The 23,651-nt window shown below is 65.3% G+C and carries 23 protein-coding genes; 15 read left to right on the top strand and 8 right to left on the bottom strand.

All coding sequences use genetic code 11. The annotated features are described in order from the left end of the window. Positions 1-270: 270 nt before the first annotated feature. The 7 genes from DESFRDRAFT_RS05980 to DESFRDRAFT_RS20690 all read right to left on the bottom strand — a co-directional run bounded on the left by DESFRDRAFT_RS05980 (position 271) and on the right by DESFRDRAFT_RS20690 (position 7,520). Positions 271-1,143 carry a DUF1848 domain-containing protein gene (locus DESFRDRAFT_RS05980; RefSeq protein ID WP_005992121.1) on the bottom strand — a complete coding sequence of 291 codons (873 nt, stop codon included), beginning with the start codon at positions 1,141-1,143 and terminating at the stop codon, positions 271-273. Continuing rightward, positions 1,140-2,399: a D-serine ammonia-lyase gene (locus DESFRDRAFT_RS05985; RefSeq protein ID WP_005992124.1), complete on the bottom strand. Its 1,260-nt coding sequence runs from the start codon at positions 2,397-2,399 to the stop codon at positions 1,140-1,142. Before DESFRDRAFT_RS05985 ends, DESFRDRAFT_RS05980 begins: the two co-directional genes overlap by 4 nt. A 78-nt stretch (positions 2,400-2,477) precedes the next feature. After that, complete coding sequence (locus DESFRDRAFT_RS05990) at positions 2,478-2,795, bottom strand: hypothetical protein (RefSeq protein ID WP_005992126.1); 318 nt, start codon at positions 2,793-2,795, stop codon at positions 2,478-2,480. A gap of 26 nt (positions 2,796-2,821) precedes the next feature. Then, positions 2,822-4,507 (bottom strand): NAD-dependent malic enzyme, encoded by a 1,686-nt coding sequence (locus DESFRDRAFT_RS05995; protein ID WP_272913120.1) that lies wholly within the window; start codon positions 4,505-4,507, stop codon positions 2,822-2,824. After that, positions 4,504-5,904, bottom strand: a complete 1,401-nt coding sequence (locus tag DESFRDRAFT_RS06000; RefSeq protein ID WP_005992130.1) for a class II fumarate hydratase — start codon at positions 5,902-5,904, stop codon at positions 4,504-4,506. Before DESFRDRAFT_RS06000 ends, DESFRDRAFT_RS05995 begins: the two co-directional genes overlap by 4 nt. A gap of 188 nt (positions 5,905-6,092) precedes the next feature. Then, complete coding sequence (locus DESFRDRAFT_RS06005; RefSeq protein ID WP_005992133.1) at positions 6,093-6,917, bottom strand: sulfite exporter TauE/SafE family protein; 825 nt, start codon at positions 6,915-6,917, stop codon at positions 6,093-6,095. Positions 6,918-6,944: 27 nt separating this feature from the next. Next, positions 6,945-7,520: a cytochrome b gene (locus tag DESFRDRAFT_RS20690; protein WP_005992135.1), complete on the bottom strand. Its 576-nt coding sequence runs from the start codon at positions 7,518-7,520 to the stop codon at positions 6,945-6,947. 199 nt (positions 7,521-7,719) lie between these two features. Between DESFRDRAFT_RS20690 and miaB the strand changes: the two genes are divergently transcribed. The 10 genes from miaB (at position 7,720) to DESFRDRAFT_RS06060 (ending at position 14,960) form a co-directional block, all read left to right on the top strand. After that, positions 7,720-9,060, top strand: coding sequence for a tRNA (N6-isopentenyl adenosine(37)-C2)-methylthiotransferase MiaB (gene miaB, locus DESFRDRAFT_RS06015; RefSeq protein ID WP_005992137.1), 1,341 nt, complete (start codon positions 7,720-7,722; stop codon positions 9,058-9,060). After that, positions 9,053-9,547 carry a bifunctional nuclease family protein gene (locus DESFRDRAFT_RS06020; RefSeq protein ID WP_005992139.1) on the top strand — a complete coding sequence of 165 codons (495 nt, stop codon included), beginning with the start codon at positions 9,053-9,055 and terminating at the stop codon, positions 9,545-9,547. The genes miaB and DESFRDRAFT_RS06020 overlap by 8 nt, the downstream gene beginning before the upstream one ends. Before the next feature lie 4 nt (positions 9,548-9,551). Further along, positions 9,552-10,217 (top strand): histidinol phosphate phosphatase domain-containing protein, encoded by a 666-nt coding sequence (locus DESFRDRAFT_RS06025; protein WP_005992141.1) that lies wholly within the window; start codon positions 9,552-9,554, stop codon positions 10,215-10,217. Positions 10,218-10,307: 90 nt separating this feature from the next. Next, positions 10,308-10,892, top strand: a complete 585-nt coding sequence (locus DESFRDRAFT_RS06030; RefSeq protein WP_005992143.1) for a LemA family protein — start codon at positions 10,308-10,310, stop codon at positions 10,890-10,892. 116 nt (positions 10,893-11,008) lie between these two features. Then, positions 11,009-12,067 carry a TPM domain-containing protein gene (locus DESFRDRAFT_RS06035; RefSeq protein ID WP_005992145.1) on the top strand — a complete coding sequence of 353 codons (1,059 nt, stop codon included), beginning with the start codon at positions 11,009-11,011 and terminating at the stop codon, positions 12,065-12,067. Between the two features lie 9 nt (positions 12,068-12,076). Continuing rightward, positions 12,077-12,709, top strand: coding sequence for a hypothetical protein (locus DESFRDRAFT_RS06040; protein WP_005992147.1), 633 nt, complete (start codon positions 12,077-12,079; stop codon positions 12,707-12,709). A 122-nt stretch (positions 12,710-12,831) separates the two neighbouring features. Continuing rightward, positions 12,832-13,212, top strand: coding sequence for an encapsulin-associated ferritin-like protein (locus tag DESFRDRAFT_RS06045; RefSeq protein WP_005992149.1), 381 nt, complete (start codon positions 12,832-12,834; stop codon positions 13,210-13,212). Between the two features lie 21 nt (positions 13,213-13,233). Beyond that, entirely contained in the window at positions 13,234-14,037 is an 804-nt protein-coding gene (locus DESFRDRAFT_RS06050; RefSeq protein WP_005992151.1) for a family 1 encapsulin nanocompartment shell protein, read from the top strand. A gap of 461 nt (positions 14,038-14,498) precedes the next feature. Continuing rightward, positions 14,499-14,708: a TOBE domain-containing protein gene (locus DESFRDRAFT_RS06055; RefSeq protein ID WP_005992153.1), complete on the top strand. Its 210-nt coding sequence runs from the start codon at positions 14,499-14,501 to the stop codon at positions 14,706-14,708. A 42-nt stretch (positions 14,709-14,750) separates the two neighbouring features. Next, entirely contained in the window at positions 14,751-14,960 is a 210-nt protein-coding gene (locus tag DESFRDRAFT_RS06060) for a TOBE domain-containing protein (protein WP_005992154.1), read from the top strand. Between the two features lie 451 nt (positions 14,961-15,411). On the opposite strand, the gene DESFRDRAFT_RS06065 is transcribed toward DESFRDRAFT_RS06060, so the two are convergent. After that, the gene (locus DESFRDRAFT_RS06065; protein ID WP_144004946.1) at positions 15,412-16,176 is read right to left on the bottom strand and encodes a Tim44 domain-containing protein; all 765 of its coding nucleotides are present in this window, start codon (positions 16,174-16,176) and stop codon (positions 15,412-15,414) included. Positions 16,177-16,502: 326 nt separating this feature from the next. Here DESFRDRAFT_RS06065 and DESFRDRAFT_RS23090 point away from each other — a divergent pair, with 326 nt between their 5' ends. The 5 genes from DESFRDRAFT_RS23090 to DESFRDRAFT_RS06090 all read left to right on the top strand — a co-directional run bounded on the left by DESFRDRAFT_RS23090 (position 16,503) and on the right by DESFRDRAFT_RS06090 (position 23,650). Continuing rightward, on the top strand, positions 16,503-18,506 hold the full coding sequence (locus DESFRDRAFT_RS23090) for a methyl-accepting chemotaxis protein (protein WP_005992158.1): 2,004 nt from the start codon (positions 16,503-16,505) through the stop codon (positions 18,504-18,506). A gap of 285 nt (positions 18,507-18,791) precedes the next feature. Then, positions 18,792-20,309, top strand: a complete 1,518-nt coding sequence (locus DESFRDRAFT_RS06075; protein WP_005992160.1) for an ATP-binding protein — start codon at positions 18,792-18,794, stop codon at positions 20,307-20,309. Continuing rightward, positions 20,294-21,730, top strand: a complete 1,437-nt coding sequence (locus DESFRDRAFT_RS06080; protein WP_005992163.1) for a sigma-54-dependent transcriptional regulator — start codon at positions 20,294-20,296, stop codon at positions 21,728-21,730. Before DESFRDRAFT_RS06075 ends, DESFRDRAFT_RS06080 begins: the two co-directional genes overlap by 16 nt. Before the next feature lie 180 nt (positions 21,731-21,910). Further along, positions 21,911-22,300, top strand: a complete 390-nt coding sequence (locus DESFRDRAFT_RS06085; protein ID WP_005992165.1) for a response regulator — start codon at positions 21,911-21,913, stop codon at positions 22,298-22,300. Between the two features lie 87 nt (positions 22,301-22,387). Beyond that, positions 22,388-23,650 (top strand): sulfite exporter TauE/SafE family protein, encoded by a 1,263-nt coding sequence (locus DESFRDRAFT_RS06090; RefSeq protein ID WP_005992167.1) that lies wholly within the window; start codon positions 22,388-22,390, stop codon positions 23,648-23,650. Position 23,651: the final 1 nt, after the last annotated feature.

A 23,651-nucleotide genomic window follows, 5' to 3' on the forward strand; every position in this document is an offset into this window, starting at 1 on the left:
AGACCAGGCGCCTCATACGCGAAAACAAGATGCCTACGCCATGGCCCTGGCAGTCAATCACCCCGATCGCATGCGCCTGTGCGGCAGCAATTCCCGAACTCCGCACCTTCGCTTCTCTTTCCCCTCCCATTCCGCTTCTCATGCAAAAACACCGCAATGAGAAAGACATCAGCCCCAATACCATTTCGTCCCGTTGAAAGTTTTTGAAGGGGGTCCAGGGGGAAACTTTTTTCAAAAAGTTTCCCCCTGGCCGCCGGAGGCATACCTTCATCACAACATCGTCACCCCGGGGTCGTGGCGGGCGAAGGCCGTCCGGGCGCGTTCGAAGCTCGACGTGGCGTAGCAGTAGCGACAGCCGAAGAGGCAGCGGTCGTAGGCGCCGATATCCTTGCTCGGGGCGCAGCCGCAACGCGGCCGCTGGTGCGGGTCCTTGCCCAGGGCGAGGGGCCTGCCGAGACGCGCGGCAATCCAGTCCGGGTCGACGCACCGGGCCGGGGTGATGCCCGCTTCCTGATAGAGTTCCGGCTGACAGCAGGTCATAAGCCGCATGCCGTGCGCGGCAGCCATGTCGCGCAGATCGAAAAGCAGGCGCAGGCGTTCCTCCTCGTCCGGGGGAAACGGCGCGAACCCTTGGGCGGCCAAGGGCTTCATGCGGCCGGCGATCTTGCGATAGGGCTCCAGGAAGCTGACCACCACCCGGTCGGTCAGACCGGCAAGGCGGTGGGCCAGTCGGGCAAAGGCGGCCCGGTGCCAGTCGGGCGGTGTTTTTTCCGTCAGCACGATGGGGTCGTAGCGCCAAGTGATCCGAGCCGGCAAGGCGGCGGCCAGGGCGGCGAACGCCGGCACGGAAACGTCCGGGGCCGGGCATTTCGGGTCCAGTTCCCGGGGATTAGCCAGCACCGTAAAGAGGAAAAAGGGTTCGTGGCCCATGGCCCGCAGTTCGGGCAGATGCGGCAGCAGCGGACGCGGGTCGCGGGTCCAGAAGACGATGGCGTCGACATCTTCCGGGGCCAGGGAGACGCGACTGACCTGGGCGGCGTTGAACGGACTCACCACCTCGCAAAACCCGGCCCGCAGCCGGTTGACCAGCCAGCGGGCATAAAAGGCCGGGATGTCCGTGCGGCGGCTGGCGCTTATGATCACCCCCGCCCTTCCCCCATGGCCAGGATTTCCTCGAAGGCCTCATCCGGCAGCATGCCCCCGCCCGTGCCCCAAACGATGTGGCTGGGAGTCCTGCCGGCCAGTCGCGGCAGGCCGGCGGCCCGGACCATGGCCGGACCGGCGAGCCCGGCGGCGGCGGAGGGTTCCAGACGCAGGGCCGCCCGCTTCCAGGCGGCGGCCACGTGGTCGGCCATGGCCGCGTCGGTCACGGTGCACACGCCATCGACCATGGGTGCAACCAGCCGGCACACGAGCCCCGAAGGTCGCGGCACGGCCAGGCCGTCGGCGATGGTGCGGCCGGAAAGGCCCATGTCCTTGATGGACACGGCCTCGTGGCGGCCCGTGGCCAGCCCGAGCAGCAGGCAGGGAGCCTCGGTCGGTTCGACGAAAACGGCCAGAGCCCCGTCGCCAAGGGCCAGCCTCGCGCCGAGGGCGATGCCGCCAGGCGCGCCGCCCACGCCGCAGGGCAAATGCAGGCAAAGCGGGCGCTCGGGCGAGACGACGATGCCCAGGGGCCGCAGTTGGGCCGGGAGCCGCAGTCCAGCCACGGCATAGCCCAGAAACAGGTCTCGGGAATTCTCGTCGTCGATGAAATGGTTGGCCGGATCGGCGGCGGCCAAGGCTCGGGCCGTGGCGCAGGCGGCGGCATAGTCCTCGGCGTGCTCCACCACTGTGGCCCCGGCCTCGCGCAGCTTTTCCTTTTTCCAAGCCCTGGCGTCGTGGGACATATGGACCGTGACGGCAAAGCCCAGGGCCCGGCCGAGAATGCCGATGGAAAGCCCGAGATTGCCGGTCGAACCCACGGAAAGCGTGTGCCCGGCGAAAAAGGCCCGGGAGCGCGCTTCCCCGAGCAGCCGGTGATCGGCATCCGGGCCGGCGAGCAGCCCGGCGTCCATGGCCAGCCGTTCGGTCACGGCCAGGACGGCGTGGAATCCGCCGCGCGCCTTGACCGATCCAGCCACGGGCAGCAGGTGGTCGGCCTTGAGGAACACGGGCTCGCGTCCCCCGCCCGCGCCGACAGACTCGGGCAAGGGGAGCAACTGCGATTCGATCACACCACCCGTGGGCCGCAGTTCCGGAAACAGGTCCGCCAAAAGCGGCGCGAACCGGGAAAAACGCGCGGCGGCTTCCCGGATGTCGGCCAGCAGCCCGGACATATCCGCCCGCAGCTCCGCCACGGGACGGCGATGCGGATTTTGCCAGAACACGGGTTTGCCGGCCCGCAGGGCGGCTTCCATCACGGTTTCCATGGGAAAATATGGTAGCCCAATCGGGACGTGAGGCCAACCGGGCCCGGGAAAGGCGCCGCGCGACAATCAGCGGATGCGCAGCATGGCGTTGCCGCCGATCTGGAACTCATAGTCCACCGGGACTTCCGCCACGACGCGGCCGCCGTCCCGGTAGCGCCGGATCGCCGCGTCAACGTAGGGGGAACGCCGGGCATTGATGTCGAGGATCGGAAAAATGCGCACTTCACCGGCCACCCGCAGCATGGCGTCAATGGCCTGAAAATGAAACTCGAGGGTCAGGTTGTCGGTGTAGAGAAACAGAAAATGGGAAGACAGGCAGATGTCGAAGGCCCCGTCCGCAAAGGGAAGGTTCGGCACGCCGCCGGCGAGGGACGGGGACGGCAAGCGCGCCCCCGCCCGTTGCCAGGGACTCAGGACGCGTATTGCGGCGCGTAGACCAGGGAACGGATGTACGCCTCCATGTCGGCCGGCCGGTCGACGGTGGCCAGGCCGTCGTCGAAGACCAGCCCGGCCACCGTGGCGGCGGTCTTGATCTCGGTTTCCAGGATGTCGGACTGGAGCGGATACAAAAGGCCCTGGGCCAGCTGGGCGTCGGTCACCTGTCCGGCCACGGCCCTGGCGGCGCGGATGAACATCCGGTCCGTCACGCGCTTGGCTTTCGTGGCATAGATGGCCATGCCGACGGCGGGAAAGATGTAGAAGTTGTTGGCCTGGCCCGGCAGGAAGGTCCGGCCCCCATACGATACGGGCGAGAACTGGACGCCGGCCGCGTAGAGCGCCTTACCCCCGCTCCAGGCATAGGCCTGCTCGGCCGTGCACTCGGCCTTTTCGGTGGGGTTGGACAAGGCCAGGATGACCGGTTGGTCGTTTACCCGGCTCATGGCCTCGACCACGTCTTTGTCGAAGGCCCCGCCCATGGTGCTGACCCCGATCAGCACCGTGGGGCGGAATTCCTCCACCGCCTTGGCGAAATCGCTTCGCGGCATGGGCGCGTGGGCATGGGCGTAGGGTTTCTGGAAATCCACCAGATCGGAACGCGAGGATTCCAGCAGCCCGACCACGTCGAACATACGCACCCTGCCCCGCGCCTCTTCCAAGGTGAGCCCCTCGTCCACCAGAGCCGCACAGAGCAGATTGGCCAGACCGATGCCGGCCGAACCCGCGCCGAGGAACAGGAACGACTCGTCGGCGAGCTTCGTGCCCTTGGCCCGGCAGGCGTTTATGACCCCGGCCAGGGTGATGCCGGCCGTGCCCTGCACGTCGTCGTTGTAGCAGCAGACCTTGTCCCGGTAGCGCTCGAGAAGATGCACGGCGTCCACGCCCGTCCAGTCCTCGAAATGGATGCAGCAGCCGGGAAAGACCTCCTGCACGGCGGCGACGAACTCGTCGACAAAGGAATAAAGCTCCTCCGTGGGCAGACGACGGCGGCGCAGGCCCAGATAGAGCGGATCGGCCAACAGTTCGGCGTTATTGGTGCCGGCGTCGAGAAACATGGGCAACAACCCGTGGGGCGGCACGCCGGCGGCGGCGGTATAGAGCTGCAACTTGCCGATGGGGATGCCCATGCCGTTGGCCCCCAGGTCGCCAAGGCCCAGGATGCGGCCGCCGTTGGTCACGCAGATGAAGCGCACGTCCTTTTCCGGCCAGTTCCGGAGCACCTCGCGCACCCTGCCCCGCCGCTCGATGGACAGGTAGACCCCGCGCGGATGGCGAAAGATGTGGCCGAACTTGAGGCAGGCCTCGCCGATGGTCGGGTCGTATATGATGGGCAAAAACCGCGCGGGATCGGACATGATGGTCTTATAAAAAAGCGTCTCGTTGTGGTCGAGCAGGTTGACCAGATAGATATAGCGGTCGATGTCCGTGTTCTTGTGGCCAAGCTGCATGAACACGCGCTTGAGCTGGTTGTCGATGGTTTCCGTCACGTCCGGAACGAGCCCAACAAGCCCCAGGGCCTGCTTCTGCTCCTCGGTGTAGGCCGTGGAATGCGTATGCACGGGGTCAAGGAGCAGGTCCCTGCCGCGTTTGCCTGCCTGCGTCATGCGCCACCTCGTCTGCTTTGCCGCTCGCGCGACGGTTCGGTCAAAAGCGCTCAATCCTTGGCCACGAAAGGATGCGTCATGTTGGCCGGCACCACGATCCGGTCAAACTCCGCCCCGTCCACATAGCCCAGGTCCATGGCCGCCTCGCGAAGCGTCAGGTCGTGCTCCATGGCATGATGGGCGATTTTCGAGGCCTTGTCGTAGCCGATGACCGGGGACAGGGCCGTGACCAGCATGAGCGAACGGCCGACGAACTCGGCGATGCGCCGCGTGTTGGGCTCCATGCCCTCCACCAGGAAGCGGCGGAAATTGTGCATGCCGTCCGTAAGGATGCGGATGGATTTCATGATGTTGTAGATGATCAGCGGCTTGTAGACGTTCATCTCCAGGATGCCGCCCGCGCCGCCGAAGCCCACGGCCACGTCGGCGGCCATGACCTGCCCGGCGATCATGGTCAGCGCCTCGCACTGGGTCGGGTTGACCTTGCCTGGCATGATCGAGGAGCCCGGCTCGTTGGACGGAATGATGAGCTCGTAAAAGCCGGCCCGGGGACCGCAGGCGAGCAAGCGTATGTCGCAGGCGATCTTGTAAAGCGACACGGCCAAGGTGCGAAGCGTCCCCGAAAGCTGGACCAGGGCGTCGTGGGCGCCCTGGACCGTAAACTTGTTGGGCGCGGGAACGAACGGCAGGTCCGTGAGCCCCGCGATATGGGCGATGGCCGCCTCGGCGAAGCCGGGCGCGGCGTTGATGCCCGTGCCCACGGCCGTGCCGCCGAGCGGCAGTTCGTAGACGCCGCCAAGGGCCGCCTCCAGCCGGACCACGTCATCGGCCAGCATGCCGGCGTAGCCGGAAAACTCCTGGCCGAGCGTCAGCGGCACCGCGTCCTGGAGATGGGTGCGGCCGATCTTGACGATGTCCTTCCAGGCCTCGGCCTTGGCGGCCAGGGCGTCGCGCAACTTGGCCAGCGAAGGACGCAGGTCGCGCACCACGCCCATGGCCGCGGCCATGTACATGGCGGTCGGAAAATTGTCGTTGGACGACTGGGACATATTGACGTGGTCGTTGGGGTGCACCGGCTTTTTCCCGCCAAGGGGCGTGCCGGCGAGCTGGCAGCAGCGGTTGGAGACGACCTCGTTGACGTTCATGTTGAACTGGGTGCCGCTGCCGGTCATCCAGACGCGTAGCGGAAACATGTCGTCGTGCTTGTGGTCGAGGATCTCGTCGCACACGGCGCAAATCATGGTCATGGCGTCGCGGGGCAGCCGGCCCTGCTCGGCGTTGGCCAGGGCGGCGGCCTTTTTGAGGATGGCGTAGGAACCGATCATCTCGCGCGGAATGAGGTCGTCGCCGATGCTGAAATGCTCAAGCGACCTCTGGGTCTGGGCGCCCCAGAGCTTGTCCGCCGGGACGTTCACCTCGCCCAGGCTGTCCGTTTCGATGCGCTCGTTCATCCGGCTCTCCTCCTTTACCGGTCCCGCTTGCCGGCCGACCGACGGCGGCTCGGGAACAGGCTCGTCCGCACCACGCCGACGGCGCGGGGGACGTTGGAATCCTACTTTTCCGGGTTACAACAAGGGACAGGGCGCGGCAAGACCAAAGGCCGATTTACGGCCCAGGTCGCCGCGCGGCGCCCGGAAAATCAGAACGCCTGGTACAGGATGCGCGCCCCGACAAAGACCAGGGCCACGGCCAGGCTCTGGATGATCCAGCGGCCTTTCAAGTGGTTGGACAGCTGGGCCCCGACCTGGGCCCCGACCATCGCCCCCAGGGCCAGATAGATCGTGCGGTGGACGCCCTGGACGAACACCCCGGTGGCGACGTGGGTTAGCGTGCCGGCCAGGGCCATGATGGCCAGGATGAAATGCGACGTGGCCGTGGCCACATGCACGGGAAAGGACAGGATGTAGACCAGGGCGGGCACGTGGATGATCCCGCCGCCGATGCCGAGAAAGCTCGACAGGTAGCCGACGAAGAGGCTGATGATGATGCCCGTGCGCAGCCGAAAGTCGTATTCGTGGACAACGCCGTCATGCTCCACGATGCGCCGATGGGTCAGCCCGGGCTTGCCCCGGGCGGGACTTGCCGCGCCGTTTCGCCGCACCATGAGAAAAAGCGCCCCGGCGACCAAGATCACCCCGAAGATCACGTCGAAAACGCGGCGCGGCACCCAGTTGCTCGAAAGCGCGCCGATCACCGCCCCGGGCACGGCCGCCAGGGCGAAAACCAGCCCGGACTTGTAGTCGATGCGCCCCTGCCGGCCATAGGCCTGGGCTCCCGAGGCGGCGTTGAAAAAGACCACGGCCAGGGAAATGCTGGTCAGAAGCGACGGGGAGTCGTGCGGATAGAGCAGCAGCAGCACCGGCATGAGCACGAAGCCGCCGCCCGCGCCGATCAGCGTGCCGTACGCGCCGACCCCCAAGCCAAGCAGGATGAAACCGAAATCATGCAGCAACGCGGGAGACATGCGAACCCCTCCGTCCGGCCCGTACGATCAGCGTCGGCCCCGTAGCGTCTCGAGAAGCGGTCCCAACGCGGACGGGGCCATGCGCAAGAGCACGTCGTCGCGGATGATGAAGTGGTGCTTCATGGCCGCCCCGGCATGGAGCACGAAAAGCGCGGCCAGAATAGAGGCTCCCGCGCCGTGCGCGCCTTCCAGGATGGTGCGCAGGGTCGCCGCGTCCCCAAGCCCCAAAAGGCCGGGCAGCTTCGGCAGGGAGACCCAACCGAAAAATTGCGTGTAGCGCGGCGAAAGGCTGTAGATGGACCAGCCGGTCAGCGGCTGGACAATCAGGAAAACGTAAAAGAGGACCTGGACGATCTTGAGGACCTTGCGTTCCCAGGGTCGCAGCGTCGGGGGCACGGGCGGCGGAACATGGCCGGCATGCCAGACAAGCCGCAAAAGCGTCACGACGAAGACCGTCACGCCAAGGGAGGCGTGCCACATGAAAAGCACGCCCCCGGACATGGTCCAACCGATGGCCAGAAGCGCCAGGACCAGGGCCACGGTGCACCAATGGATGCTTTTCCAGACCGGGTCATAGGCCGAAGGAACAATTGTCGTTGCCATATCCGTCATCTCTCCCTTTTGCGGGCGCGCAAAGCGGACCGATGCAACGGCGCGCCCGACATTCCCCCTCCAGGGTATGCCACCTTGGTCCGGACGTGGCAATGCCGCCCGCGCAAAGCCCGTTGCCCCGCCCTGCCGGGAAAAGCGCTTTCCACCACCCTTTACCGCCGCCCGGACGTGCATTATCCTCACCGTAGCCATGAAATTTCACATAACCACCATGGGCTGCCAGATGAACGTCGGCGACGGCGACTGGCTGACCCGTTCGCTTATAGGCCTGGGTTTCACACCCGCTCCTGAGGAAGAAGCCGAACTCTTCATTCTTTTCACCTGCTCGGTGCGCGAAAAGCCGGAACAGAAAGTGGCCAGCGAGCTGGGCCGCATCGCCGACCGCCACCGGGACAACCCGAACGCCTTTGTGGCCGTGGGCGGCTGCGTGGCCCAACAGTTCGGCACGGCCCTGTGGCGGCGCTTCCCCATGGTGCGCCTGGTGTTCGGCTCCGACGGCATCGCCGGCGCGCCCCAAGCGCTCAGCCGCCTTGCCGCCGAGCCCGGGCTTCGCCTGTCGCTTTTGGATTTCACCGAGACCTATCCCGAGCGCGACCAGTCCTGGCCCGAGGATACGGTGCCGCCCAGGGCCTTCGTGTCCATCATGCAGGGCTGCGACAACTTCTGCGCCTACTGCATCGTGCCCTTCGTGCGCGGCCGGCAGAAATCCCGGGGACTCCCGGCGGTGGTGGCCGAATGCGAGGCCCTGGCCGGGCGCGGGGCGCGGGAAATCACGCTCCTTGGCCAAAACGTCAACAGCTACGGCCTCGACGCCTCCGGCGACGGCACGTCGTTTGCCCGGCTGCTCGACGCCGTGGCCACCATACCGGGCATCGCGCGCATCCGCTTCACCACCTCCCACCCCAAGGACCTAAGCGACGATGTCGTCGCCCGCTTCGCCGACCTGCCCGAACTGTGCCCGGCCCTGCACCTGCCGGTGCAGTCCGGCTCCGACGCGGTGCTTACGCGCATGGGCCGGCGCTACGACCGGGCCGCCTACCTGCGCCTCGTGGACAAGCTGCGCCGGGCCCGGCCGGGCATCGCCCTGACCACGGACCTGATCGTGGGCTTTCCCGGCGAAACCGACGACGACTTCCGGCGCACCCTCGATTTGGTGCGCGAGGTTGGATTTGATAGCGGCTTCTCCTTCATGTACTGTGATAGGCCAGGAACCGTATCCGAGCGCATGGAGCCCAAGGTCGCCCAGGAGGTCAAATCGGCCCGCCTGGCCGAATTGCAGGCCCTGCTCGACGAACGGCTCGCCGCGGCCCTGGCCGCGCAGGTCGGACGGACGACCGAGATTCTCATCGAAGGCGCAAGCCGTCGGGACTCTCCGACCGGCCCCTCATGGCGGGGACGCGACCCCGGGGGACGCATCGTCAACATGGCCCTGCCGGGCGTTGCGGAGGCCGCCGGAACGATCGTGCGCGCCCGCATCCGCCAAGCCAAAAAGCACTCCCTGATCGGGGAGGCGGAGGCCGACCATGATTGAAATGAAAGTGTTCGGACTGGCCCTTGACGAAGAATCCCAGGTGCCCGTGCTCATCCTCAAGGACATGGAGGAAAAAGCCGTCCTGCCCATCTGGATCGGCGCCATGGAAGCCATGGCCATCTCCCTGGCCCTAAACGACGTGGTGCTGCCGCGCCCCATGACCCACGATCTGCTGCTCAACACCATCGCCAAGCTCAACGGACATGTGGTGGCCATCCACGTGACCGAGCTTGCCGAAGGCACCTACTACGCGGACATCGAACTGGAAGTGGAAGGCGGCATCCGCCGGGTGGACAGCCGGCCCTCGGACGCCATCGCCCTGGCCCTGCGCGCCAAGGCCCCCATCCTCGTGGCCGAACCCGTGCTCGAACAGGTGGCCAACGAAGCGAAAAACGAGTCCGTCGTGGAATTCTCCAGCGACGACAGCGACAAGTGGACGGAGCTGCTCGAAAAATTCGAACTCGACGACACCAAGTACAAAATGTGACGCCATGATCGACCTGCACACCCACACCACCTTCTCCGACGGCGAGCTCATTCCCTCGGAACTGGCCCGGCGCGCCGCCAAAGCCGGCTACCGCGCCATGGCCATGACCGACCACGCCGACTTCTCCAACCTGGACCTGATTCTCACCAACATCGGCCGGTTCGTGGCCGAAACAGGAGCCTTCCTCGGCGTCACCGTGCTGTGCGGGGTGGAGATCACCCACGTGCCGCCGCCCTTGATCCCCCACCTGGCCGAGCTGGCCCGGGAACGCGGGGCTCACATCGTGGTGGTGCACGGCGAAACCATCGTCGAGCCCGTGGAAGCCGGCACCAACCTGGCCGCCATCGAGGCCGGGGTGGACATCCTGGCCCACCCGGGACTCATCACCCCGGAAGAGGCGGAACTGGCCGCCGAACGCGGCGTGGCGCTCGAAATCACCACCCGCAAGGGACACAGCCTCACCAACGGCCACGTGGCCGCCCTGGCCCGGCGCTTCGGGGCGAAACTCGTCATCGACAACGACGCCCACGCCCCGGACGACCTCGTCTCCCAGGAACGCCGCAAGAAAATCGCCCTCGGCGCGGGACTCACCCACGAAGAATACCTGCAAGCCGAGGCCAACTCCCGGGACATCGTCTCCCGGGTTCTCGGCGCGGGCCGCATGGGCTGACAGCCCCTCCCGCGAAAAAACCGTGCAACCTTGCCACGCCCCGCCGTTGCGTATAGGCGTGGCATATCACCCCGCCCTCAAGGAGCGACCATGCCCAGACTTCTTGGACTCCTCATTGCCCTCCTCATGCTTTCAAGCCTCTCGGGCTGCGGCTACAACCAGATGCAGACCAACGAGGAGGCGGTCAACGGCGCCTGGGGCAACGTGGAATCGGCCCTGCAACGCCGCCTGGACCTCATCCCCAACCTCGTGGAAACCGTCAAAGGCTACGCCAGCCACGAAAAAGACACCCTGACCGCCGTGGTCGACGCCCGGGCCAAGGCCACGCAAGTGAAAATCACGCCCGAGACCCTCAACGACCCCAAGGCCATGGCCGCCTTCCAACAGGCCCAGGGACAAATGCAGTCCTCCCTGTCGCGCCTTCTGGCCATCGCCGAAAACTACCCGCAACTCAAAGCCGACCAGAACTTCCGCGACCTGCAAAACCAGCTCGAAGGCACCGAAAACCGCATCAACGTCGCCCGCCAGCGCTACAACCAGGCCGTCGAAACCTATAACGCCTCCATCCGCACCTTCCCCAACTTCATCACCAACTCCCTGCTGCTGCACCTGAAGCCCAAGGAATACTTCAAGGCCGACGAAGCCGCCAAACAAGCGCCCAAGGTGAAGTTTTAACGAATGCCTCCGGCGGCCAGGGGGAAACTTTTTGAAAAAAGTTTCCCCCTGGACCCCCTTCAAAAACTTTCAATAGTAATTTGTACAATCGCAGCGTGTTATAAATGGGGAGGCGCATGCCCGACATAAGTAGCCCAACCAATGTGTTGCCCTGGGAAGGCGCGGAGCGCATGCGGCGGGCTTGCCGCGAAGCGGCATGCGCCGGCGCATCGGCCCGCGCCCCGCGCCCGTGCCCCCCGTCAGGGGGGGCCGGGGGGCCCTCGGCCCCCCCGCGGAGGGGTCCAGGGGAGGCGGCGCCTCCCCTGGCCGCCGGAGGCCACACCGCCGCCGCCAGCATCATCCCGCTCCTCTGCGCCTTCCTCATCCTTTGCTTCGCCGCAACGGCGATGGCGCTGGAGGTGCCGAAGCTCAGCGGGCGGGTGAACGATTACGCCAAGTTGCTTTCGCCCCAGGCCAAGGCGAAGCTTGATGCCGAGCTGGCCGATTTCGAGCGCACGGATTCGACCCAGGTGGTGGTGCTGACCATTCCGTCGCTCGAGGGCGAGTCCTTGGAGGAGTATTCCATCAAGGTGGCCGAGGCCTGGGGCATCGGGCAAAAGGGCAAGGACAACGGCGTGCTGCTGCTCGTGTCCAAGGGCGACCGCAAGGTGCGCATCGAGGTGGGCTACGGCCTGGAGGGCAGGCTCACGGACGCGCTGTCCGGTCGCATCATCGACTACGCCATTGTGCCGCGATTCAAGGCCGGCAACTTCGACGCCGGCATAATGGACGGCGTTTCGGCCATCATGCAGGCCGTGCGCGGCGAGTACAAGGGGGGGCCCTCCCATAAGGGCAAGGGGAGCGACGACAACGCGGTCTTCGGGCTCTTCATTTTGGCCATCATCCTGACGGCCGTGCTCTCGGGGCTTCCGGCCCCGGTCCGGGCCGGAATATTCGGCCTGGCCCTGCCGGGCGCGGGCGCGCTTTTCGGCCTGGGAATCGGCATGCTGGCCTTGCTGTGCGTGGGCGGCATCGCGCTCGGGCTGATCGGGCCGTTTCTGTTCAGCTCCGGCCGGGGCGGCGGCGGCGGATTTTTTATCGGCGGCGGGGGCGGCGGCTTTGGAAGTGGAGGCGGCGGCGGATTCTCCGGGGGCGGCGGCGGTTTTGGCGGCGGCGGCTCCTCGGGAAGCTGGTAGGAGGCTTTGATGCGCCATCTGGTAAATGCTTTTTTGTCCGCTGACGACCGGAAAAAAGTGGTGGCCGCAGTGCGCGCGGCCGAGACAACGACCTCGGCCGAGATCGTGCCCATGGTGGTCGGGGCCAGCGATTCCTACCCCAAGGCCGAACTGGCCTGCGGGCTGGCCGTGGGCCTTGTGGGCGGCGTGCTGTGCGCGCTCGTTTTCGGCACGCGCGGCATGTGGCTTTTCCTGCTCTATTTCGGCCTGTTCGCCCTGGCCGGATTCCATCTCGCCAAACGCCTGCCCTCGCTCAAGCGGCTTTTCGTCTCCAAGCCGCGCGCCCGCCACGAAACGCTCGTCGCGGCCCAGGCCGCCTTTTACGCCCAGGGGCTTTGCGCGACGCAGGAACGCAATGCCCTGCTCATCTACATTTCCGTTTTCGAACGGCTGGTCTTCGTGCTGCCCGACTCGGGCCTCGCCGGCCGGATAGATTCCCAAACCCTCGAGGCGGGGGCGGCCGCGCTTTCCGCGGGCATCCGGCAGGGACGCCCCCGCGAGGCGCTGACCGCCGTCATCGGCGATCTGGCCAAAGCCCTGGCCGCGCTCTATCCGCCGCGTCCAGGCGACGCCAATACGCTCAAAGATCTGATCCTGCTCTGATCCGCTCCATTCCCGGACATTTCCTTTTTTCAGGCCAAGGCGTTGCAATCCATCGCGCCTGTGGCATACTGTTGACAATTACCACGTTCGACCGTTTCGAACGGGTCATACGGAGGAAACATATGGATCAGTATCACGAGCCCGTTGCCGAACTCTCGCCCCAGGACCGGGACTTCGTCCGGGCGCTCAACAGCGTCAAGGAAGAGATCGAAGCCATCAACTGGTACCATCAGCGCGTGGTCGTCGCCACCGATCCCCAGATCAAGGCCATCATGGCCCATAATCGCGACGAGGAGATCGAACACGCCGTCATGGGCCTGGAATGGCTGCGCCGCAACATGCCGGTCTGGGACGAGAACATGCGCACCTACTTCTTCACCACCGGCGACGTCACCGCCCTGGAAGACGCCGCCACCGGCGGCGAGGGCGGCGAAGGCGCGCCCGCCGGCAAGCCGGCCTCCGGCGGGTCCCTCGGCATCGGCAGCTTGAAAGGAAACCGTTAAGCGCCATTACGGGAGTACGTCATGGATATCTTGAAACGCGATCTCGCCCCCATCACAGCAGCCGCCTGGACCGCCGTGGACACCCGCGCCCGCCAGACGCTGACCAGCATGCTTTCCGCCCGCCGGGTGGTGGACGTGGCCGGTCCGCTCGGCTGGGAATACGCCGCCGTGCCGCTCGGCCGCATCGACTACAGCCATCCGCAGTCCGTCTCCGGCATCACCTACGGCCTGCACCAGGTCAAACCGCTGGTGGAAGTCAAGGTGCCGTTTACCCTGGACATCGCCGAAATCGACAACGCGGCTCGGGGCGGCAAGGACATCGACCTGGCCGGCCTCGACGAGGCGGCGGAAAAACTGGCCCGGTTTGAGGAAGAAGCCCTCTACCACGGTTTCGCCCCGGCCGGCATCAAGGGCCTGTCCGAAGTCTCCAGCCAGTCGCGCATGAGCGTGGGCGGCAATCCCGAGGACGTCGCCGAGGCCGTCTCCAAGGGGCTTACCGCCCTGCGCAAGACCTCGGTGGAAGGCCCCTACTCCCTGGTGGTCGGCCCCGAGGTGTGGGTGGCCCTGTCCGGCCACGTGCGCGGCTATCCGCTGTCCCAGTACCTCGAGACCATGCTCGGCGGCGAAGTCATCGTGAGCCCCTTCATCGAGGAAGCCTACCTGCTCTCGACCCGGGGCGGCGACCTGGAGATGACCCTCGGCGGCGACATCGCCATCGGCTATTCGTCCCACGACACGGAAAAGGTTGCGCTCTTCTTCCTCGAATCCTTCACCTTCCAGGTGCTCGACCCGACCGTGGTGGTGCGGCTGGACTGGAATAAATAACACGCCCGCTTTTGCCTGACGGCAAGAAGCCCACTCCCGTTTCCGGCCGCATCTTCACGGATGCGGCCGGAAACGGTCGCCACCCTTCCCCGTTCGCCCTCTCCGCACCGTCGCCGCCAAGCCCGTCCGGGCCATAGCGCAGGCTTTAGTGATACTTTCTCGTAACAATCCGCCATGATGGCTATCCCCAAAAGATCTTGCCAACAACCTGAGATTTCGCCATAAAATCGGCAAGTGTCTTTTTTCTCCACACTGTCACGCTTTTATTGTTTTCGTGTTTCAATAAGTTTAACTTATCGATTTATTTAGTGTTAAAAATAACAGTACTTACACGAAAAAAATAATTTGCGTGTGAGTTAAAAATGCCTTATCTCTTTTCCCACGAGGACACGGTTTTTCGGCAGGAAGGCGTACGGCATCCTCCCCTCCCCGCAACACCATAAACCGCAAGGAGAGCACCCATGAAAGTCAGCGCCCGCAATCTGATCCCCGGCACCGTCAAGAGCGTTTCCATCGGCAAGGTCGCCGCCGAGGTCGTCATCGAAGCCGCTCCCGGCGTCGAGATCGTCTCCGTGATCACCAAGGAGTCCGCCGAAGCCATGGGCCTCAAGGCCGGTTCCAAGGTCAGCGCCATGGTCAAGGCCACCAGCGTCATGATCGTGACCGACTAATTTCGCCATTCACAACCACCATATAATTCAAGGAGCAATACCATGAAGGTTAGCGCCCGCAATCTGATCCCCGGCACCGTCAAAAGCGTTTCCATCGGCATGGTCGCCGCCGAAGTCGTCATCGAAGCCGCCCCCGGCGTCGAAATCGTCTCCGTGATCACCAAGGAATCCGCCGAGGCCATGGGCCTCAAGGCCGGCGCCAAGGTCAACGCCATGGTCAAGGCCACCAGCGTCATGATCGTGACCGACTAGCAGCGTTATCGCGCCAGCCAAAAGCCCGGCCGCCTCTCACGAGGCGACCGGGTTTTTTTTATGGGGAGAGGAGGAGAAGGAACCGGGGGAGGGAACCCTTTTTTGCAAAAAAGGGTTCCCTCCCCCGGACCCCCACCCTCCCCAAAAACTTTCAAAGGGGGCGAAAACGAAAAATTGCCTCTTGCAAGGCTTCCGAGAGTCTTCTTCCTTATCCATTCGCCCCGCAGGGGCGACGGCGTGGTGGCGGCGGAATTTGCCTGGGACGAGCTTGTCGCGAAGCGACATGCACCGTCCCGACAAATTCCGCCGCCATCTTCACCCAACCGCCTTTCCGGCAACCGGCCCCGCCTCCACCCGACCGACGCACACCGGACGGGGGGTCCGGGGGGCCCATGGCCTCCCGGCGGGGTCTGGGGCAGAGCCCCAGCGGCGCAACGGCGTAAGCGCCTCGCTAGCGTTGCTCCATGGCGTCGAGCAGCCAGTTGGCGCCCGGGGTGGCGTTGTCGCGGACGAAACGCCAGCGGTCGAAGCGGTCGGTGTTGTGGGGCGCGTCTTTTTCGTGGATGAGCACCTTGTAGTCCACGACCATGACGGTTTGGGAACCCTGTTCGCGGTGCTCGGCCAGGGTCGCCTCGACGAGCAGGACATCCGGCGCGGGCGGCGGCGAGAGGGGCAGGCTGTTTTTGAGATTGGCCAAAAAGTCGGGCGTGGTGAAGCCGGCCAGATCGTCGAAATCGCGCTTGGCGATATCGGCGAGGATGCGTCCGTAGGCCATTTTGGCCCCGGCCAGGAATTCCTCGTCCGGCGTCGCGCCGGCCGACGGCTGCCCGGCGGACTGCGAGGCTGTTTTCGAGGACGGCGTCGAGCGCAGGGCATCCCAGGTGGCCTGGGCATTGGTGTACATGTCGCGTTTGGGGCGCGGCGGGGCCGGGGGCGGCGTGCCGTCGTAGGGTTCGGTGGGGCCGGACCGGTCGTAGGGGCGCGATTGATCCTGGCCGGAACGTCGCGAGCGCCCGAGCAACAGGCGCAAGACCAGAAAGATGACCAAACCGACCACGACCAGGTCGAGGACGCGAGGCCCGGTGAACTCGTCGCCGCGCAGGACGCTGCCAAGCACGCCTCCGGTCAACGGATCGGCCAGGGCCGCGCCGGGGGCGGCGACGACGCCGAGGCAAGCGGCCCCGGCCAGGGCGGCATGGCGGCACAAACGCCGCAAACTTCGGACGGGTAATAAAAGAGGGGAATGCTTCTCCATACTGTTTTTTTGTCAAAGCCCCCCGGGCAAGTCAATGCGCAAGACTTGACGTTCCGTAAAAAAACCTGACAGCCCCCCCCTTCCGGTCCCGACGGGACAAAATGGGACGATATGAAATGCATGACCATTCAGGCCGTGTGGATTGGCATGTCCTTTGCGTGATAGAAATCACGAGCTCATGGCGTCACAGGGGCTTTCATGACTTTTGCAACAATATGGCATAATGCGTATGTGTAAAAGGATGTGCGCTACGGCCCCGGAAAGAGTGGGGGCTGGAGGGGGGAACTATGGGTATCCGGCGGAAGCTGTACCTGTTGATCGGCGTGTGCGCGCTGGGTTTTATCTGCTCGGTCGCCGCGGATCGGATTGGCAAGCATTACACGGCCAAATACCGCCATCTCATGGGACTGGCGGCGAATGCCTATACCGAACTGCTGCAGGCCCGGCGGGAAGAAAAAAACTTCCTGCTGCACCTGGACCCGCAGCGCGTCGCGCCGGCCCTGGCCCATGCCGACAAGGTCAAGGAGGACATCACGCTCCTTTCCGGCCAGGACGCGGCCCTGGCGCAGGAGGTCCGGGGAGCGTTGACGGAACTGGCCGCTTACCGCAAGGGCTTTGAGGACCTCGTCGCCATCGAGCGCGTCAAGGGCTTTAACGAACACCAGGGTTTGATGCGCAATTTCGTCTACGCCGCCAGGGACCTGGACACGAAGTTCAAGCCGGTGACGGACAAGGATTTCCAGATCGTGCTGCTCACCATCCGCCGCCATGAAAAGAACTGGCAGCTGCGCGACGAGGAAACCTATGTGGACAAGGTGGACGCTTCGGTCAAGGAGCTCGGGGGCCTGGTCGCCGCCAACCCGGACCTGACCCCGGAGCAGAAAAAGAACTTCGCCACCGTCATCGACACCTACCAGCGCAGTTTCAAGGAATATGTCGCGGCCAGCGCCAAGGCCAAGAAGATCGCCGCCGCCATGGTGCAAAACGGCCGGGACCTCATGCCCCATTTCGAAAAGATCGAGCACTTCTACGCCACGCGCAGAAGCGAAGTCCAGACCACCGTGGATTGGGCCATGCTGGCCGTCCAGAGCATGCTCGGGGTTGTCGTCCTGTTCGTGATCCTGTGGATCATCCGGGGCATCACCGGTTCGCTTTCGTCGCTCGGGGCCTATTCCAGGCAGGTGGCATCCGGCGATCTGGAGGCCCGGCCCAGGGGCCGCTTCGAGCGGGAATGCGCGGCGCTACGCGACGACATCACCGCCATGGTGGCCAACCTCAAGGAGAAGATGCGCCAGGTGGCCGAAGAGCAGGCCGAAGCCAGCCGGCAGGCCCGGGCCGCCGAGGAGGCCATGCTCGAAACCAAGCGCAAGGAAGAGGAGCTGGCGTCAACGCTCGACCGGATGCAGGGCGTGGCCGACGAAGCGGCCAACATCTCGCGCCGCCTCTCGAATGCCGCCCAGGACCTCTCGGCCCAGACCGAGCAGTCCGCTTCCGGCGTGGAATTGCAACGTCGCCGCGTGGACGAGACCGCCACGGCCATCGCCCAGATGAACGCCACCATCCTGGAAATCGCCGGAAACGCCGGTTCGGCCGCCCAGACCGCCGAGCAGGCCCGCGACAACGCCACCACGGGCGCGGACGTGGTCAAGCAGGCCGGGAAATCCATGGCCACGGTCAACGACATCGCCATTGAACTGAAGGCCGACATGGGGAGCCTCGGCCAGGAAGCCCAGTCCATCGGCGAGGTCGTCGGCGTGATCAACGACATCGCCGACCAGACCAACCTGCTGGCCTTAAACGCCGCCATCGAAGCGGCAAGGGCCGGCGAAGCCGGTCGCGGCTTCGCGGTCGTGGCCGACGAGGTCCGCAAGCTCGCCGAGAAGACCATGGTGGCGACCAAGGAAGTCGAATCGCGCATCCGGGCCATCCAGGACGCCGCCGGGCGCAACATCAAAAGCATGGACCAGGCCGTTTCCGCCGTGGCCGACGCCAATGCCCTGGCCGGGCGCTCGGGCGAGGCCATCCTCGCCATCGTGGGTCATGCCGACGCCACCAGCGGCCAGGTCCAGGCCATCGCCACCGCGGCCGAGGAGCAGTCCGCAGCCTCGGAGCAGATCAGCCGGGCCATCACCGAGATCAACCAGGTGGCCGACGACAACGTGGCCGGCGTCGAGGCCACGGCCAAAGCCGCCCGTTCCCTGGCCGCCATGGCCGACGAGCTCAAGGGGCTCATCACCAGGCTGCGCGGCGACCGGGCCGAAACGACCGGTCCACGCGCCCTGGCCGCGTAAAACATCGCCGTTGCGGCGGGCATAGGGCGCATGCACGCTTTCCCGCGTGCGGCCGTATGCCCGCCCCTGGCGCGCCCGGGGCGGGAAACCTCGCGGCATCCCCCGGCCGTTATTGTCCTTTGCCGCCGCCCCCCCGGCGGAAAGCGTTGCCCCCCCGCCCCGCCCCGGTTACAACCGAACCGTCGACGACGCGACGCGCACGGCGCGCCCCTGCGCCCCGGCATCCCGCCGGGGCGCACGTTTCGCATCGGGCCAGGCCGCCCGCCGCAGGAGTGAAGGCTTGCCATGACCGCCGCCAAAACCGCCTTCGGGCTCGCCGCGCTCGCCCGCCTGGGCCTGCGCGCCCGGGTCTATCTGCTGCTCGGCAGCCTGCTTGCGGTCAACATGACCGGCCCGGTCATCATGATCTGGTACGCGGCCATGGCCCGGGACCTCTACACGGCCACGGCCGACAAGGACCTCACCGCCCTGACCGCCGCCCACGAGCTGGAAAACGCCCTGCTCAACCAGAAGGGCTACGCCACCTATTATTATTTGAGCCACGACGCCTCCTGGCTCGGCAAGCTCGACGAGAGCCGGCGCACCTTCAGCCTGTGGCTCGAGCGCATCCGCCAGCAGGTGGACGCGCCCGAAGCGACGGAGCTCCTCGACGCCATCACGCGGGCCTACAAAAAATACACCGACGCCAAGGACAACGTCATCGACCTCTATCAGCAAGGGCGCATCGAGGCGGCCAAGGACCAGCACTGGGAGGTGCGCGACGAGTTCGACGGCCTGCGCGACCTGTGCGACCGGTTCAAGGACTTTTTCCGCAACCGCATGCGCCGCACCGGCCGCCTCTACCTGGAGCGCACCGACATGGTCATGGGCGTGGCCGTCATCGGCGTGGTCATAAACGTCGGCCTGGGCCTCTTCCTGGCCTACGTCCTGATCGGCCAGATCCTCGACCCCATCCGCCGGCTGGCCCGGGGCGAACGGGGCCAGGAAGCGACCGCCGGCCTGTCCGACGAGGTCAAGGCCATCGGCCAGAAATTCCGCGACATGGAAAGGGACGTGGACCAGGCCCACCTGGATTTGGAGCAAAGCCGGGGCCACCTCATGCAGTCCGAAAAGCTGGCCATGGCCGGACGCCTCGCCGCCGGCGTGGCCCACACCATCCGCAATCCGCTCACCTCGGTCAAAATGCGGCTTTTCTCCCTGGAGCGCGGCCTCAAGCTCGACCCGACCCAGAAGGAGGATTTCGAGGTCATCGCCGAGGAGATCGGGCATATCGACACCATCGTGCGCAATTTTCTGGAATTCGCCCGGCCGCCCAAGCTCACCGCCCAGCCCGTGAGCCTCTCCGACGTGGTCGATACGACGCTGACCCTGCTCAAGCACCGCCTGGAATCCTACAACGTCACCGTCACCGTGGACCGGGTACGCCCCCTGCCCCCGATCAACGCCGATCCCGACCAGCTCAAGGAAGCCCTCGTCAACCTCGTGCTCAACGCCTGCGAGGCCATGATCGAGGGCGGCGAGATCCTCATCCGCGAGGAAGTGGGCGTGCTCGATCCCCACGGCCGCATCCTGGCCGTGCGCGTGTCGGACAGCGGGCCGGGCGTCCCGCAGGCGCTCGTCGAGAACATCTTCCAGCCGTTTTTCACCACCAAGGGCGAAGGGTCGGGACTGGGGCTGCCCATCGTCAAACGCATCGTCGAGGAACACGGCGGCTGGATCACGGTCCAGTCCCCGGAAGGAAAGGGAACGACCTTCACCATGGTTTTTCCGTACGAAGGGGAGCGCGAGTGGCACAGATCCTGATCGTCGACGACGACCACCAGTTGCGGATGAGCTTCGAGCGGCTGCTGGCCGCCGAAGGCTTCGAGGTGCGCACCGCCTCGTCGGGAGAGGCCGGCATCGCGGCCGTGCGCGAGGAGGCGCCCGACGTCGTGATCATGGACGTGCGCATGCCCGGCATCTCCGGGCTCGAGGCCTACGCCGCCATGCGCGAAATCGAGCCCCGGCTCCCGGTCATCATCATGACCGCCTACGGCACCACGGACATCGCCATCGAAGCCACCAAAATGGGGGCCTTCGACTACATCCTCAAGCCCTTCGACATCCCGGACATTCTAAAGCTCATCGACAAGGCCATCGCCGCCGGCCGGTCCATGCGCAGCCGCGTGGCCGTTGGCGAGGAAGGCGAGCAGGCCCTGGCCGCCGACGCCATCATCGGCCGCAGCCCGGCCATGCAGGAACTCTACAAGGCCATCGGCCGCGCCGCGCCCACCGACGCCACGGTGCTGATCCGCGGCGAATCCGGCACCGGCAAGGAGCTCGTGGCCCGGGCCGTCTACCAGCACTCGCTGCGGGCCGACAAACCCTTCCTGGTCATCAACTGTGTGGCCATCCCCGAAACCCTTCTGGAATCCGAACTCTTCGGCTACGAAAAAGGCGCCTTCACCGGAGCCACCGGCCGCAAGGTCGGCAAGATCGAACAGGCCAACCACGGCACGGTCTTCCTGGACGAGATCGGCGACATGCCGCTGCCCATCCAGGCCAAGATCCTGCGCCTGCTCCAGGAGCAAAACGTGGAGCGCCTCGGCGGACGGCAGGTCATCCCGGTGGACGTGCGCATCATCGCCGCCACCAACCGCGACCTGGAAGAGGCCGTGCGCCGGGGGCAATTCCGCGAGGACCTCTACTACAGGCTCAAGGTCGTCAGCCTCACCCTGCCGCCGCTTCGCGAACGCCCGAGCGACATCCCGCTGCTCGTGCGCTATTTCATGGCCCGCTACGGCCGGGAAATGAGCCAGCCCGACCCCGGCGTGTCCGAGGCGGCCATGGCCCTTTTCACGGCCAATCCCTGGCCGGGCAACGTGCGCGAACTCGGCAACACGGTCAAAAAGGCGTTCATCTTCAACCGGGGCGCGCCGCTTGGCCCGGACGAAGTCCAAAAGGCCACGGGCGAGCCGCTGCGAAACGGCGACCTCGCCGCCCTGACCACCGGCGACGCCCTGGCGGATTTCGTCCGCCGCCAGCTCGGTTCCGGCCGGGAGAGCCTGTTCGAGGAGCTCATGGACCACTTCGGCCAGCTCGTCATCCGCGAGGCCCTCGAGGCCACGGGCGGCAACCGCACCCAGGCGTCGAAGCTGCTTGGCCTGTCCCGGCCGACGCTCATCGCCAAGATCGAGAAGTACGGCCTGCGCATCGAATCCCGCGTGCGCGACAGCCGCTCCTGATTCCGTTCCCTTTTACAGGCCGTAAAAATTGCTGACAGCCCGGGCGTCGAAACGCTTGCGGGCCCTGTCGGCATTTCTCAAAAGATACATTTATTTCAAGTAATTATTTCTCAACACAATATCTCCGGCCTTGGCACGGGAGTTGCGATTCCTCGACGAAACCTTGTCAGGGAGCACGCGGTGAAACGTTGCCAGGCCTCGCTCGTCATAGCCGAGAGAAACGCCAACATCCGGGAACTGCTGCGCCGGGAATTCGGCCGCGAGGGCTACGCCGTCACTACGGCGGGCTCCGGCGCCGAAGTCCTGGCGCGACTGCGGGAGCCGGAGCGGGCGGACCTGCTCGTGCTCGACGCCGAGATCGGCGACACCGACGGTGAAAGCCTCGTGCCGCGCCTGACCCGCCTCTTTCCGAAACTCCCCGTGGTGCTGCACGTCTTCGCCGGCCAGGAAGGCGACGAGGACGGCGTGGTGCGGGTGCGCAAGGAAGGGGATTTCGAGCGCCTCAAGCACGCCGTACGCGAGGTGCTCGCCACCCGGGCCGGATCGGACGATCCCGGCAAGGCAGGCTAGGGAACAAGCGAAGCACACGTCGCGGGGTTGGGGTATCGCGCGACGGAAGGCGCGCGAACACGGACTTTCAAAACGGAGGAAGTAGGAATGGGATTCGGCAGGCAGGTCTTTGAGTTCCTCAAGGCAGCATCGGTCGCTCATGCCCAATGGGATATGGAAGTCTCCACATCCATCATCAAGAATCGTAAAAAACTGCTCATTCTCGCCATCCTGTTACTGCCCATCATCGCGGTTTCCTTTGCCGAGGCCGGCGGCTATCTCGGCGGCAAGCACGCCTACGCCCCGGCTTTTTACACCTCGACGATCTTTCTGGCCTCCATCGCCGTGGGCTTGGCCGCCGGGCTCATCACCGGCTGCATCGGCGCGGGCGGCGGCTTCATCATCACCCCGGCGCTCATGTCCGTCGGCGTCAAGGGCATCCTGGCCGTCGGCACCGACCTCTTCCACATCTTCGCCAAGGCCATCATGGGCACCACGGTCCATAAAAAGCTTGGCAACGTCTCGGTCAAACTGGCCATCGCCTTTCTGGTCGGCTCGATCTCCGGCACCTTCGTCGGCGGCGCCATCAACAAATGGTTCTACAACAAGGACCCGCTCCTTTCCGATACCTTCATCAGCATCATTTACGTCCTGATACTCGGCTTCCTGGGCATCTACGCCATGACGGACTTCATCCGGGCCAGCCGCAAGACGTCGGCGGCCACCAGCACCGACAGCCACGGCGGGGCCACTGGCGTCACCAGCATCGGCGCGAAACTGCAAAACCTCAACATCGCCCCCATGATCCCCTTCGACGAGGACTTCGTGCCCGGCGGCAAGCGCATCTCCGGCTGGATCGTGGCCTCGGGCGGCCTGCTCGTCGGCATCCTGTCCGCCCTGATGGGCATGGGCGGCGGCTTCGTCACCTTCCCCATGTTCGTCTACGTCTTCGGCGTCTCCTCCATGACCACCGTGGGCACGGACATTTTCCAGATCATCTTCACCGCCGGCGTCGGCTCCATCGCCCAGTACGCCATCTACGGCTACGTGTTCTATTCCCTGGCCGTCGGCATGCTGCTCGGATCGCTTCTCGGCATCCAGGTCGGCGCGCTGACCACCAAGGTGGTCAAGGGCATCCAGATCCGGGGTTTTTACGCCATCACCATCCTGGCCGGCTTCATCAACCGTATCGCCGCGCTGCCGAAGAAGTTCACGGAAATGGGCTACATCAACTGGCCCAAGGCTGTGGTGGGCAATATCGAGTTCGTCGGCAACATCCTCTTCTGGATCGTGGTGGCCGTGTTCATGGTCTGGGTCATCAGCAAGTTCGTCACCAACCTCGCCAATCTGCATCATCAGGAGGTGAACTAGA

The sequence above is a fragment of the Solidesulfovibrio fructosivorans JJ] genome, assembly GCF_000179555.1.
GTDB classification, from domain to species: domain Bacteria; phylum Desulfobacterota; class Desulfovibrionia; order Desulfovibrionales; family Desulfovibrionaceae; genus Solidesulfovibrio; species Solidesulfovibrio fructosivorans.

Coding starts and splice junctions, on each gene's coding strand:
- DESFRDRAFT_RS06075 (WP_005992160.1), top strand. CDS start 18,792: ATGACCGCCGCCAAAACCGCCTTCGGGCTCGCCGCGCTCGCCCGCCTG.
- DESFRDRAFT_RS06090 (WP_005992167.1), top strand. CDS start 22,388: ATGGGATTCGGCAGGCAGGTCTTTGAGTTCCTCAAGGCAGCATCGGTC.
- DESFRDRAFT_RS06055 (WP_005992153.1), top strand. CDS start 14,499: ATGAAAGTCAGCGCCCGCAATCTGATCCCCGGCACCGTCAAGAGCGTT.
- DESFRDRAFT_RS06025 (WP_005992141.1), top strand. CDS start 9,552: ATGATCGACCTGCACACCCACACCACCTTCTCCGACGGCGAGCTCATT.
- DESFRDRAFT_RS06020 (WP_005992139.1), top strand. CDS start 9,053: ATGATTGAAATGAAAGTGTTCGGACTGGCCCTTGACGAAGAATCCCAG.
- miaB (WP_005992137.1), top strand. CDS start 7,720: ATGAAATTTCACATAACCACCATGGGCTGCCAGATGAACGTCGGCGAC.
- DESFRDRAFT_RS06050 (WP_005992151.1), top strand. CDS start 13,234: ATGGATATCTTGAAACGCGATCTCGCCCCCATCACAGCAGCCGCCTGG.
- DESFRDRAFT_RS20690 (WP_005992135.1), bottom strand. CDS start 7,520: ATGGCAACGACAATTGTTCCTTCGGCCTATGACCCGGTCTGGAAAAGC.
- DESFRDRAFT_RS06045 (WP_005992149.1), top strand. CDS start 12,832: ATGGATCAGTATCACGAGCCCGTTGCCGAACTCTCGCCCCAGGACCGG.
- DESFRDRAFT_RS05985 (WP_005992124.1), bottom strand. CDS start 2,399: ATGGAAGCCGCCCTGCGGGCCGGCAAACCCGTGTTCTGGCAAAATCCG.
- DESFRDRAFT_RS06060 (WP_005992154.1), top strand. CDS start 14,751: ATGAAGGTTAGCGCCCGCAATCTGATCCCCGGCACCGTCAAAAGCGTT.
- DESFRDRAFT_RS06000 (WP_005992130.1), bottom strand. CDS start 5,904: ATGAACGAGCGCATCGAAACGGACAGCCTGGGCGAGGTGAACGTCCCG.
- DESFRDRAFT_RS06040 (WP_005992147.1), top strand. CDS start 12,077: ATGCGCCATCTGGTAAATGCTTTTTTGTCCGCTGACGACCGGAAAAAA.
- DESFRDRAFT_RS06005 (WP_005992133.1), bottom strand. CDS start 6,917: ATGTCTCCCGCGTTGCTGCATGATTTCGGTTTCATCCTGCTTGGCTTG.
- DESFRDRAFT_RS23090 (WP_005992158.1), top strand. CDS start 16,503: ATGGGTATCCGGCGGAAGCTGTACCTGTTGATCGGCGTGTGCGCGCTG.
- DESFRDRAFT_RS06035 (WP_005992145.1), top strand. CDS start 11,009: ATGCCCGACATAAGTAGCCCAACCAATGTGTTGCCCTGGGAAGGCGCG.
- DESFRDRAFT_RS06030 (WP_005992143.1), top strand. CDS start 10,308: ATGCCCAGACTTCTTGGACTCCTCATTGCCCTCCTCATGCTTTCAAGC.